We start from the raw sequence: 12,089 nt of genomic DNA, 5'->3' as shown, positions 1-12,089 counted from the left end.
AATTTCGTTTCATGACTCTCTTTTTTTTAAGAGGTCATTTTACACAAGTATATGGACTTAATAAGCGTGGAGTTACTGACTTCTCATCATGGTACAGTACTGCGTGAATCTTTCAAGCAATGTATGATTGCAGAGCTCTATGATCGGAAACTGCTTAAACAAACTACCAAGGGTAAAGAGTTTTTGGAAAAGTTCGATGATGCGCTGCAAGAGATTAGAGACTTTATTCCATATGGTATAAATAAAAAACAAGCGCAGAAAATCTTTCGCGATATTCAAGAAGTTCAAGCCGTACCCAGATGCTTGATGAACACAGCAAGAATCAATAAAGCAATGAACGTATTTAATGATAAAAATTCTTTATGGAAACAAAAAAAGAAAGCCAGGAAAGATATCGAAAATTATTTGGTAGGAGTCAATATGTACAAAGCCAAAAAGAGCGGTCTATTGAGTTCGTTTCCTGGTATTACAGACCTTTATATCATTGACGCTCCTTATGACTTGAAGACAGGTCTTGAAATCGATAAAGCTGCTTATTCTTCTTTGTTTTTGTGATCCATTTTTCAAACAGGAGGCGCATGATCTTGGAAGCGGTAGAGATTCGCGGTGTGGAAATGCACTATTACGCGGTATGCAAGCGTAAGCTGTGGTTGTTCCAGCACGGACTCGGCATGGAGCAGCATAGCGATCGCGTCGAAGAAGGCAAGGTGCTGCACGACTATGCGTACGACCGGCTGGATAAAGAAATCGAGATCGGCGGAGAAGCCGTAATCGACGCCATCGACGATATGTGGATACGCGAAGTGAAGATCAGCAGCCGCATGGAGCGGGCGGATCGGCTGCAAATGCTATAGTTTCCTTTGCTGGTGAAAAATGCGGGCTTTGAGTGGTCCGGTCGCAACAAACGTCCGCCGAAAGATCCGCTTAACGCCATGATTTCGTTCGGCAACGGCGTGATGTACACAACCATTTTATCCGAGTTGTATAAAACGGCACTCGATCCGGCGATTAGCTATCTGCACGAACCTTCGAGCAAACGCTTTTCATTGTGCTTGGACATCGCCGAGATTTTCAAACCTTTGGTGATCGATCCGCTGGTATTTACGTTGGTCAATAATCGCCGAATCCAGCCTAAACATTTTCGTGATGAAGACGGCATGTATTTTTTGAACGAAGAAGGACGAAAGATTTTCCTGATGGATTTCGAAGCCAAAATGAAAGAAACGATCAAGCACCGCAAGCTGGGACGCCAGGTTTCGTATCGGTATCTGATTCGTTTGGAAGCCTACAAGCTGATTAAGCATATGATCGGCGACGAGACGTACAAACCTTTTAAGGCATGGTGGTAATATGTTTGTGATTATCACTTACGATGTCGGCGAAAAAAGGGTAGGCAAAGTCTGCAAAAAGCTGCGGGAATATCTGGACTGGACGCAGAACTCGGTATTCGAAGGCGAGATCACAAAAGGCACGCTGACCCGATGCCTGGCCGAATTAAAGACGATCATGGACGATCAGGATTCGGTGTATTTGTACAAAATAGATAATCCGCGCAATATCGTGAAAGAAGTAATTGGCGAAGACCGATCTTTTGATACAATGTTCTTATAGCGTGAGGACAAAAGCGATTAAAGCTTTTTGCATCGAACCGGAAAATTGGAGAATGCGGGTCAAACCCTTGCCCCGTAAGGGTTTGATGTTCTGTTCGTAGCGGTTACGTTTACACGATTGGCGGTTCGATGCAAAATAGGCTAACGCGACTGAGCGGAAAAGGCTTAGTGGCGCGGGTTTTGAGCGGTTTTTTGGCGGGGTTTTATTTGAACGTAGTGGGATATGAAGATAAACATTCAAGTCGAGCACTGCCGTTTAATTTAAATGCAGCGCAAAACGGATGAAGTTTGGCCTATACGATATTGACTTGCCGGGCCGCGCTTTCGGTTTTATGGTAAGTTAAAGAAGCAAGCTGTATAAGGAACGCTGAAACGCACCCGCGTATACAAGTCAGGGAATTCAAAGATTGTGAATCTTTACGGGTAAGCGATTGGGTTAGACAAAGAGAACAGTTCTGCCTAATGCAGAAAAAAGAATCGATGCAGCACAGGAGGTTATAACATGAGCAAAAAAGTCAACGTCTATCTCATCCGGCACGGCGAAACGTATCTGAATCGCTACGGCAGAATGCAGGGCTGGTCGGACAGTCCGCTTACCGACGAAGGCAGGACGGTGGCGGTTGCTACCGGACAGAAGCTTGCGGACACGAAGTTCGCTTACGTGTACACAAGCGATTCCGGCAGAACGCTGGAGACGGCCGAGATTATTTTGAAAGAAAACCGGCATTCCGTTCCTGTTATCAATCGAACGAAAGCGTTTCGCGAAACGTTTTTCGGCGGCTTCGAGGGGGAGCTGTCGAAGGTCGCGCTGACCGCGATCGCCGAGGCCGGCGGGATTGCAAGCTTTGAAGAACTGCGTAAAAACTGCACGGTCAAAGAACTCGCCGATCTCACCAAGAAAGCGGACCCTTACGGCCACGCCGAAGATTTCGACGAGCTGTGGACGCGCATCAAAGGCGGACTGGACGATGTTGTCGGACTCGACTACGAGGACGGAGCGAATATCCTGGTTGTCACGCACGGCAACACCATTCGCAATATTCTGAACCAGATGTGCGAAGGATTCGATGTGACGGTCGAGATTCGAAATGCGAGCGTGACGATTCTGGAGTACGCGGACGATAAGTACGGGATGGTTTGCGTGAATCAGTAGCAGAAGCACGATATCAAGATTGAGCGAAAATAGGTGCGATGTGCGCGGGCCGGTTTACGGTTTGAGTGTGCCGGATCAAGCTGCGGATCGCAATCGAAAAGCCTGAATGGACGCGAAAATCGAGTCCGTTCAGGCTTCTTTTGGTTCGAGCAGACGGCGCGGGCAGAGGAAAGAAGAATCGCATGTTCAAACTCCGCTGCACGGCCTAAGAGACGCGAATTATCCGATCACACCTTTTTTCAAAAGAATATTGCCGTACAGCGCTTCTTCGCCGGTTACGACGATCGCGTAGGCGCTTTTGGTGCGTTCGTAAAAATCGAAGCGTTCTTCGAACGCGATCTGCGCGGAGGCGTCGTGGCGGGCGACGATCTCGCGGTACGTATCCCAGATTTGCGGCACGACCGGGTCGCCGGGCACGACGCTCATCAGGGCGGCCTGATGCTCGGCGTACGGGTCTAGCGGAAGCAGTTCCAGGATCGCGTCGAGCAGCGAAGGGATGCCGAGGCCGTCGCAGCGGATTACGTTGGCGTGGAGCGAATGGCCGGGAAAGTTGGCGTCCGCCAGCACGATTTCGTCGCCGTGGCCCATTTTCATCAGGGCGTGCACGAGGTCGGGCGACAGGATTTTGGGGATTTTTTTCAGCATGGCAGTTCCTCTCTTAAAAACCGTAGAACGAACGCAGCGCGACCAGCTCGTCGATCCGGTGCTGCGGCAGTTCGCGTTCGCCCCCGATCATGCGCGTCAGGAAGGTCAGCTTGGCCGTATATTCCAGGCGCTCCATGTTCATGTAGGCGTCCATCACGCTTTTGCCCCAGGTGAGCGCGCCGTGGCTTTCGAGCAGCACGGCCGTTTTCTTGCCGAGGAACGGCATGATCGAGTCCGGGATTTCTTCGGTCGACGGCGTGCCGTAAGCGGCCAGCGGAATATCGCCCATGGCGATCACGGATTCCGGCATCATCATCTTGTCGAGCGCTTCGCCTTTGATCGCAAAAGCGGTCCCGTAAGGCGGATGGGCGTGCACGACGCCGTTCATCTCCGGCAGCTCGCGGTATACGCGCAGGTGCATCTTGACCTCGGTGGACGGGCGATAGCCTTCGGACGCTTCGACGATTTCGCCGTCCAGATTGACTTTGACCAGCATATGCGGCTCCAGGTAGCCTTTGCTGACGCCGGTCGGCGAAGCGAGAATCTCGGTTTCCGACAGGCGGGCGGAAATATTGCCGTCGTTGGCGGCGATGAAGTCTTTGTTGAACAGATTACGGCCGATATCGCAGATTTGCAGGCGCAGCAGGCGCTCGCGTTCGGCGGGATCGGCGACGTTATGCGGTTGGGTCATGGGAGATTCTCCTTTTTCGATAAAATCAGATGACGGGAAGCGGCCGGTTCGCCTTCTTATAAATACTCGTATTCGCAAGGAGGGGCCGCGCAGTCTGAAATCTGGTGAATGCTGCCGGTTGGCATGATGAATGCCGGGGAAATGCGACGAAATGTATGCCGAGATCCGGCTTCTTAGCGCACGTCTTCCGGCTGCTCCGCTGCTGCCGGAAGATAGCGTTCGAGCGGGAACGAGCGCTCGACGATCTCGGCGCGGCGGGCGAAATCCAGTTCGCCCAGCGCGGTCAACTGGACGAGCGCGCTGCCGGCCGCGCTCGCTTCGACCGGACCGGCGATCACGATGCGGCCGGTCCGCTCGGCGGTCAGCCGGCACAGCAGCCGGTTGCGGCTGCCCCCGCCGACCAGGTGGACCGCGCCGACGGCGCGGCCCGAGATCGACTCCAGCTCGTCGATCGCCCGGCCGTACGCGTCGGCCAGGCTTTCGAGCACGACGCGCACGAGCTCGCCCGGACTGCCGGGCACCGGCTGCCCGGTCTCCCGGCAGTACTGCCGGATGCGCTCCGGCATATCGCCCGGAGCGTTGAAGCGGTGATCGTCCGGATCGATCACCGCGGCGGCGGGGCCGGCTGCTTCGGCCAGCGCCGCCAGATCCGCGTGGCTGAAGTCTTCGCCCGCGGCATTCCAGTGCCTGCGGCATTCCTGCAGCAGCCACAGGCCCGTGATGTTCTTCAGCAGGCGGCTGCCTCCGCCGAAGCACGCCTCGTTCGTGAGGCCGCGCCGGAAAGCGGCCTCGGACAGCACCGGCCGCGGGGTCTCGATCCCCGCGATGGACCAGGTGCCGCAGCTGATAAAAGCCGCGGCGGGCAGGGCGTCGTTCGGCCCGCGCGGCGGCCGAACGGCTTCCGTGCCGGCGGCTTCGCCCGCCGGCGTCTCCGGCCGCCCGCCGCCGGAGATCCGGCGCGGCGGTGAAGCCGCGCCGGCCGCGTTCGGGCCGACTTCTTCGCTTTCGCCTTTCGCGGCATCTTCGCCCGCCGCTTCGCTCGTCACCGCTGCGCCGGTACTCTCGCTCTTACCGCGCGCTTCGCCCGCCGCCGGCACGGACGCGCCGCCCCGGCCGTAAGGCACGGCCGCCACGGCCGACGCCGTGTCGTGCGAAGCGCCGGCCACGACGCGCAGCGGGCCGCAGCCCAGCTCGGCCTGAAGCTCAGGCCGCAGCTCGCCGAGCACCGTGCCGGAGGGAACGGGCGGCGCAAACAGCGCCGCCGGAAGGCCCAGCCGCTCCAGCACTTCGGCGGCCGGACGGTCGCCGCCGGCTTCCAGCAGCCCGCCGGTGCTGAGGATCGTGCGCTCGGCGGCCATGACGCCGGACAGCTGATAATGCAGCAGGTCCGGCATCATCAGGAAGCGCGCGGCTTCCTGGCGCAGCGTCGGCTCTTCCTCCAGATCGGCGAAGAGCTGGTACACCGTATTGATCGGATCGGGCTGATTGCCGGTCAGCCTGAACTGCTCGGCGCGCGGCAGCCGGCGCTCCAGCTCGCCCGCATGACGCGACATGCGCTCGTCGCGATAATGGTGCGGCCGGCGCAGCAGCCGGCTGTCCCGGCCGATCCAGCCGTAATCGACGCCCCAGGTGTCGACGCCGATGCTGAGGATCGGCCGCCCTTCGCAGGCCGCCGTGCGGATGCCGGTCTTGATCTCCTCCAGCAGCCGGTCGGCGTCCCAGTACAAGCCGCCGTTTTCCTCGATCGGCACATTGTCGAAACGGTGAATCTCGCGCAGCTCCAGCTTCGTTCCGTCGTAGCCGCACAGCATCACCCGCCCGGAGCTTGCGCCGAGATCGACGGCGAGCACGTTTTTGACGGAAGCGGAAGCACTGCCGCCCGGCTCCTCAAGCGTTTTCGCCGTCGTTTTCATAGTCGTTTCCACGGACGATTCCGCCGTCGTTTCCGGCGCTCCCGCATCCCGCTTACCCTGCGCATTTTGCACGGCCCGCCGTTCACTCTCCGAATGAACATTTTTGCTCATAAACCTACCCTGCTTTCCGGTGAAATTCGCTGTGGCATAGGATTTCGTCAGCCGAGCATCGCTTCAACGTGCGCGATCTTAGTAGAGCGGCCCGAAATTCTTGCAGGCCGCGTAATCCGCCGCTTCCAGGTTATCCGTGCCGAACAGCGACCAGACGCGCGGACGGAAGATTTTTTGCTCGTCCACGTTGTGCATGCTGACCGGAATCCGCAAAATGGACGCCAGCGTAATCAGGTCCGCGCCGATATGGCCGTAGCTGATCGCGCCGTGGTTCGCGCCCCAGTTGTTCATCACGTCGTAGACGCTCGCGAACGCGCCTTTGCCCGTCAGAGTCGGCGCGAACCAGGTGGTCGGCCATGTCGGGTCGGTGCGCTCGTCGAGCGTGCGGTGCACGTCTTCCGGCAGATCGACGGTGTAGCCTTCCGCGAGTTGGAGCACCGGGCCGAGTCCTTTGACCAGATTGAGACGGGCCATCGTGACCGGCATGCCGCCGCGCGTCAGGTAATCCGTCGAGAAGCCGCCGCCGCGGAAATATTCCTGCGAAGCCGGGCGGAACAGCGTCTTTTCCAGACATTTCGCCGCTTCTTCGTCCGTCACGTCCCAAAACGGCTTGATCGCCGGCTGGCCGTCGAGCTGCTGTTCGCCGGTTCCGTCCAGCGCCGCCGAACCGGAGTTGATCAGGTGCAGCAGACCGCCTTCCGCCGGTCCTTCCAGTTTATGTCCCGTTACGCGCTCGACCGCCGACGGGCTCCAGAACGTGCGCACGTCCGCGAAGATCTGCGCCGTGCCGGTCAGCAGATGGTTGAACAGCATCACGACGCCGTTGAGGCTGTCGTTCTCGGTGGCGACGATGTACGGCGCGCGCCGTCCGTTCCAATCGAACGAGGAATTGAGGATCGTTTCCATGAAGTCGCCGTTCGGGAAATGGTCCGTCCACTGGCGCTGTCCCTGGAAGCCGCCCGCGATCGCAAAATGCCCGTTGGACTCTTCTTCGAATCCCAGCTCTTTGAGCTTCGGATTGCCGACCATCAGGTCGCGGGCGATCAGCGTCATTTTGACGACGAATTCCCACTGCTTGTCCTGTTCGTCCCGGCCGATTTGCAGATGCTCCGGATTGTTGTTCGGTCCCGGTTTGCAGTTTTCCCGCGTCCATTTCAGCGCCTTCTCGTACTCGTCTTTGTCGTAAATCTCTTCCTCGACGCGGCGGATAAACTCGGACATATCGACGTATTCGTTGCGCATGCCGAGGTAATTTTGGAAAAGTTCTTCATTGACGATCGAGCCGGCGATGCCCATCGACACCGAACCCATGGAGAGGTACGACTTGCCTTTGATGATCGCCGCGGCCAGCGCGGACTTGGCGAACTGGAGCAGCTTGGTCTGCACGTCGGCCGGAATGTCTTCGCTGCTCGATTCCTGCACGTCCTCGCCGTAGATGCCGAACGCCGGAATGCCTTTTTGCGCATAAGCCGACAGCACCGCCGCCAGATACACCGCGCCCGGGCGCTCCGTGCCGTTAAAGCCCCAGACCGCGTGCGGAATCGAAGCGTCCATGTCCATCGTTTCGGAGCCGTAGCACCAGCACGGCGTCACGGTGATCGAAACGCCGACGTTCTCGCGCACGAACTTCTCGCGGGCCGCCGACGCTTCCGCCACGCCCCCGATCGTCGTATCCGCAATCACGCACTCCACCGGCGAGCCGTCGGGATAACGCAGATTCTCCTGCAAAAAAGCGGCTGTCCGCCGCGCCATGCCCATCGTTTGCTCTTCCAGCGACTCGCGCACGCCGCGTCTTCTGCCGTCGATCGTGGGACGAATCCCGATTTTCGGATACTGCTTGGTAACGGTGGTCGACATAACCATCCTCCTTGGGTTTGGGTAAATTTGTGGGCCTTTTGACGCCGGACGAGAGGGGTAAACGCCAAAGGACGACCGGACATGAATCAAGACGGACGCCGCCGATTCGACTATTCAATAAAGCGCTATCATTATAGACCGCGCCGCCGCTCTTTTTCCGGTTTCTTTCTCCATCTTAAAAGTCTTACCTTCCAAAGTCAACACGAAAACCACATATAAAACTTGTTTTAATGTGGTTTTGTGGTTTTATGGCGGCTGTTTTTGAATTTGAATTGTGGTTTTGTATTTTTCATGATACCGTAAAAAGTAATTCACACATGGGAGCGGATCGCGGATGAAAGCGCAGGATCGGCGGGAATGGATCGTCAACGAACTGTATCGCAACAAAAAAGTGCAGGTATCCGCGCTGGCGCAAACGTTCGGGGTATCGGAAGAAACAGTGCGCCGCGACCTCGACAAGCTGGAGAAAGAAGGTCTCGCGCAAAAAAATTACGGGGGAGCCGTACTGAACGCGCCGGTCAATCGCGATCCTTCGTACGCAAGCCGGCACGATCTCAATCTGGACGCCAAACGCCGGATCGCCGAGCATGTGCTTGCGCTGGTACAGAGCGGCGACAGCGTGATGGCCGACACCAGTTCGACCGCGTTCGAGGCGCTGCGGCTGCTGACCGAGCGGCGCGAAGGGCTGACGCTGATCACCAACTCGCTGGTGGCGCTGTCGGCGTTTCAGCAGTCCGGACACCGGCTGATCGGCACCGGCGGCACGCTGGGCGCGTCGACCAGCTCGTTTGTCGGCCCCGACGCCGCGCGCACGATCGAACGCTACAACGCCGACGTGGCGCTGCTTGGCTGCAAAGCGCTGTCCATGCACGGCGGCATCTGCGACTCCAACGAAGCGGAAGCCGAACTCAAGCTGCTGATGCGCCGCCAGGCCAACAAAGTTATCCTGCTCGCGGACCACTCCAAATTCGACCGGCTCGCCTTTATCCGCCTATTCGATTTCGGCGAGATCGACTTCGTGGTAACGGACCGGAAGCCGGCGGAGGAATGGACGGAGTTTCTGCGCGGACGCGGGGTGACGGTGGTGGTCGGGGAGCAGGACGCGGAATCGGAAGACAGCGGCGTATAAAATGCGCGAAGGATAACGGATCGCCGCGCCTCTCAAGCGCAGTTCGACTGCCGCTCGATACGCCGCCGACTGCTTTGAACGAGAGATTCACAAGATAACAAGGCTTGCTTTTTCGCTTCGGCCGGTTTACATTAAGACAGACAGCAAGTTTACGATACGGTTACGCGAAGCACGCGGACGTTGTTTTCTCTTTCGGGAGAAGACCGTCCGCTTTTTTGCGTGATTTTCGACGATTCTGCGGCATCTGGAAATTGGGTCTTTCCCAATTCCTGCAACCAAGCGACAATAGAGATAGAGAATTTTGGAAAAGCACAATCGGAAGAGGGAGTGTTTACATAATGAGAAAGAGTTGGATAAAAGGCTTGGGCATGACATTGGCGGCGGCACTGTGGATCGGGGGAACCGCAGGTCCGGCTGCGCCGGCGAGCGCCGCGGGAAGTGGATTTACCGATGTGAAATCGAGCCACTGGGCGGCAAGCAGCATCGCGGCGGGCGTAACCAAAGGTTACGTGTCCGGCTATACGAACGGAACGTTTAAACCGGAAGCCAGCATCAGCCGTGCGGAATTTGTCAAAATGGTCGTGTCGGCGCTGGGTCTCGAAGTCGGCGGCGCGTCCGGCAAATGGTATGCGCCTTACGTAACGGCTGCGGCGGAAAAAGGACTGTATACGGCGGCCGATTTTGCCAACAGCGACGCGGCCTGGAGCCAAACGATCACGCGCGCCGAAATGGCGCGGATCGCCGCACGGGCGGCGGGCGAGACGGCCACGGAAAACGATAAATGGATGTATCTGGCGACGAAGAAAGGCCTGATCACCGGACTCGGCAAAGGCGAACTCGGCCTGAACGAAGCCACCAGCCGCGCGCAGTCGGTCGTGATCATCGAGCGGATTCTGTCGGCGAAGGCGGGGAAGAAGCTTTCGGTCGATTCGTATGCGGTAGGGAGCGCGGAGATTGCTTGGCACGGGACGAATATTTTTACGGTGATGCCGGAGGTATGGCGCACAACTTCGGGCAAGTACGCGATGACAGCCAAAGACTCGCCGGAAGAACTGTGGGACGAAGAAGCAATGACGATTACATCCAAGAACGGCAAGTACAAAGCGCAGCTGGATGCGGTAATCGCAATCGACTTGGAAGATCCAAAAGATCCGAATCTGAAGCTGCTGCCGCCGATTGAGAAGTTGAAATGGTTTAATAACAGACCATCCATAAAAAATCTGATGGTTGCCGATTGGAAGAAAAGTTATATCGTCTATTTTAAAAAACATACTATTTTCAATAATGATCCAGATCATTACGGAAATGAACTTACTGCATACATGACCGGATTTGCCAGTAATGACGACGCCTTTTACAATGGTACATTAAATAATGCGGCAAATGTATATCTGAATAAGTGGGATGATTTTCCGGCTCAAATTCTGCCTAAAACAGGTTGGACTAACGATTATGGGCTGAAAATTTCGATTAATACGCCTGCTGGCAGCCAAGCTTTCTACTCTCATAACACTATATTCAGTATCCAAGGGAACAAAAGCCAATGACTATACAAACAAATAGATTATGGGGGGGAGTATTAAGTACCATGCTGCTGATAAGTAGCATCGTCACTCCTCTAGGAGCAAGAGCTGCTGAATCGGAACCGCCGTTAAAACAAGTGTCTTACAATTCAACCGAGCGTATGTCCAGTCCGAGTGGCAAGAATCCAGCAGGCGAAGATGTACCAGAGAAATATACGAAATTGAAATTTAGTCGTAACCCTACAGCTACAACGACACAAATTCGAGAAGATGCAGGAGTAAATAAAAAAATCGCTAAAATTGTATTTTACCGCGATGGTGAAGTCGTCAAAACAGTTCCTGTGAACAATCAGAAATTTCAACAATCCACGGCTTTTACGGGAAAAACAATCAAAGTGAAATCTGCTGAAAACGAAGGGAATGGAACATGGTTTGCTTGGCAGAGAGATGCGGAATGGGATATTGGAAATACCAAGAATACAGATTTCGTCGGTCGATCCTGGTGGGCAGGAAAAACAGGCAGATGGGAATTTTTCAACGGAACGGTAAACGGTAAGAATTTTACCGACCCGCCTGCGGGGTCAGAAGGGATTAAAGGGAAACAGTACGAGGAGTTTCCTGGGAAAACGGTTAAGTTGACTATTCAGTATAAGCGGGACCAGCCTTTTTACAGCGAAGAGTTCGGAGAAATATTTGACTTTAAAGAATATGTTGTTGATAACAGAGCTAATACAATACATAAACTGAACCCTACCAAGCCAAGCGACGAAAGAGTAAAGGTGTTAAAAAATAGTGTAGTGCGGGACGAAACAAATAACTTAACCGGAAGAACGGAGCCTAGTACAGAAATCATATCCTTTGTATACGGTCAATATTTAGATGAAGATGGAAAAGCCGACCCTGCTAAAGAGGATATTCGTGACTTGACATATGCTGTAATTCAATTTGTACAAAAGCATGGCTCAGATGGCTACAAGTATGAAATTATTCCAGGTACAGATAAAAAGGGGGAAATCGGTGGAGAATACAATCCAAAAGATCCTAACACTCAAGCCATGACATTCTATTACGCCGCCTACAACTACACCGTCTATTCATACAGCTACCAATATCCCGATTCCTACCGGGTCTATACGGAAGATGGACCTCCACCAACGACAGAGCCGGATGCAGCATGCACAATTGAAGATGGACGTTCGATCACGGGTACCAAAATGACACCCGAAGCGACGGGGATGATCAAAGCGGATCAGCGAGACAGGCAAATCTTTGATGTGCTGCAGGGTATCCCGACTTCGGAGAGTCTATACGGAAGTGTTCTAGCTAATAATTATCTGTATAAAGATAAATTCCAGGAAAAAGTCGGAGTTTGTACATATAACTTGACCGTTTCACAAACTTATCATTTCACATGGACGCCTAAAAAGGAAGCGCCCGAGCCCGATGAAGAGAATCCG

The 12,089-nt window shown here is 55.1% G+C and carries 12 protein-coding genes; 8 read left to right on the top strand and 4 right to left on the bottom strand.

All coding sequences use genetic code 11. The features are described 5' to 3' along the window. The first annotated feature begins 66 nt into the window (after positions 1 to 66). The 5 genes from QWJ34_RS26790 (at position 67) to QWJ34_RS26770 (ending at position 2,763) form a co-directional block, all read left to right on the top strand. The gene (locus QWJ34_RS26790) at positions 67 to 555 is read left to right on the top strand and encodes a hypothetical protein (RefSeq protein ID WP_302732198.1); all 489 of its coding nucleotides are present in this window, start codon (positions 67 to 69) and stop codon (positions 553 to 555) included. 29 nt (positions 556 to 584) lie between these two features. Next, on the top strand, positions 585 to 854 hold the full coding sequence (locus tag QWJ34_RS26785) for a Dna2/Cas4 domain-containing protein (protein ID WP_302732197.1): 270 nt from the start codon (positions 585 to 587) through the stop codon (positions 852 to 854). Positions 855 to 866: 12 nt separating this feature from the next. Further along, positions 867 to 1,349, top strand: coding sequence for a CRISPR-associated endonuclease Cas1 (gene cas1, locus QWJ34_RS26780; RefSeq protein ID WP_302732199.1), 483 nt, complete (start codon positions 867 to 869; stop codon positions 1,347 to 1,349). Position 1,350: 1 nt separating this feature from the next. After that, a complete protein-coding gene (gene cas2 / locus QWJ34_RS26775) occupies positions 1,351 to 1,611 on the top strand; it encodes a CRISPR-associated endonuclease Cas2 (RefSeq protein WP_302732196.1) in 261 nt (86 codons plus the stop codon). A 501-nt stretch (positions 1,612 to 2,112) separates the two neighbouring features. Then, positions 2,113 to 2,763 carry a histidine phosphatase family protein gene (locus tag QWJ34_RS26770; protein WP_302732195.1) on the top strand — a complete coding sequence of 217 codons (651 nt, stop codon included), beginning with the start codon at positions 2,113 to 2,115 and terminating at the stop codon, positions 2,761 to 2,763. A gap of 219 nt (positions 2,764 to 2,982) precedes the next feature. Here the strand turns inward: QWJ34_RS26770 and fucU are convergent, their stop codons facing one another. The 4 genes from fucU to QWJ34_RS26750 all read right to left on the bottom strand — a co-directional run bounded on the left by fucU (position 2,983) and on the right by QWJ34_RS26750 (position 7,980). Then, entirely contained in the window at positions 2,983 to 3,408 is a 426-nt protein-coding gene (gene fucU, locus QWJ34_RS26765) for an L-fucose mutarotase (protein WP_302732194.1), read from the bottom strand. 13 nt (positions 3,409 to 3,421) lie between these two features. Beyond that, on the bottom strand, positions 3,422 to 4,099 hold the full coding sequence (locus QWJ34_RS26760; RefSeq protein ID WP_302732193.1) for a class II aldolase/adducin family protein: 678 nt from the start codon (positions 4,097 to 4,099) through the stop codon (positions 3,422 to 3,424). A 173-nt stretch (positions 4,100 to 4,272) separates the two neighbouring features. Further along, positions 4,273 to 6,123, bottom strand: a complete 1,851-nt coding sequence (locus tag QWJ34_RS26755; RefSeq protein WP_302732191.1) for a rhamnulokinase — start codon at positions 6,121 to 6,123, stop codon at positions 4,273 to 4,275. Between the two features lie 78 nt (positions 6,124 to 6,201). Continuing rightward, positions 6,202 to 7,980: an L-fucose isomerase gene (locus QWJ34_RS26750; protein WP_302732190.1), complete on the bottom strand. Its 1,779-nt coding sequence runs from the start codon at positions 7,978 to 7,980 to the stop codon at positions 6,202 to 6,204. A 334-nt stretch (positions 7,981 to 8,314) separates the two neighbouring features. Between QWJ34_RS26750 and QWJ34_RS26745 the strand changes: the two genes are divergently transcribed. The 3 genes from QWJ34_RS26745 to QWJ34_RS26735 form a co-directional block, all read left to right on the top strand. Beyond that, complete coding sequence (locus QWJ34_RS26745; RefSeq protein ID WP_302732188.1) at positions 8,315 to 9,109, top strand: DeoR/GlpR family DNA-binding transcription regulator; 795 nt, start codon at positions 8,315 to 8,317, stop codon at positions 9,107 to 9,109. Between the two features lie 215 nt (positions 9,110 to 9,324). Beyond that, complete coding sequence (locus QWJ34_RS26740; RefSeq protein ID WP_302732186.1) at positions 9,325 to 10,656, top strand: S-layer homology domain-containing protein; 1,332 nt, start codon at positions 9,325 to 9,327, stop codon at positions 10,654 to 10,656. 41 nt (positions 10,657 to 10,697) lie between these two features. Continuing rightward, on the top strand, positions 10,698 to 12,089 hold a 1,392-nt coding region (locus tag QWJ34_RS26735; protein ID WP_302732185.1), incomplete at its 3' end, for a DUF5704 domain-containing protein.

Origin of the sequence: Saccharibacillus sp. CPCC 101409, from assembly GCF_030518235.1 — a bacterium.
In the GTDB taxonomy this organism is placed as follows: domain Bacteria; phylum Bacillota; class Bacilli; order Paenibacillales; family Paenibacillaceae; genus Saccharibacillus.
The sequence above is the reverse complement of the archived record's forward strand: the minus strand, read 5'-3'. Positions and strand labels throughout refer to the sequence as shown.

Bases quoted from the DNA above. Each gene is read 5' to 3' on its own strand.
- QWJ34_RS26770 (WP_302732195.1), top strand. From the start codon at position 2,113: ATGAGCAAAAAAGTCAACGTCTATCTCATCCGGCACGGCGAAACGTAT.
- QWJ34_RS26745 (WP_302732188.1), top strand. From the start codon at position 8,315: ATGAAAGCGCAGGATCGGCGGGAATGGATCGTCAACGAACTGTATCGC.
- QWJ34_RS26750 (WP_302732190.1), bottom strand. From the start codon at position 7,980: ATGTCGACCACCGTTACCAAGCAGTATCCGAAAATCGGGATTCGTCCC.
- QWJ34_RS26755 (WP_302732191.1), bottom strand. From the start codon at position 6,123: ATGAGCAAAAATGTTCATTCGGAGAGTGAACGGCGGGCCGTGCAAAAT.
- fucU (WP_302732194.1), bottom strand. From the start codon at position 3,408: ATGCTGAAAAAAATCCCCAAAATCCTGTCGCCCGACCTCGTGCACGCC.
- QWJ34_RS26760 (WP_302732193.1), bottom strand. From the start codon at position 4,099: ATGACCCAACCGCATAACGTCGCCGATCCCGCCGAACGCGAGCGCCTG.
- cas2 (WP_302732196.1), top strand. From the start codon at position 1,351: ATGTTTGTGATTATCACTTACGATGTCGGCGAAAAAAGGGTAGGCAAA.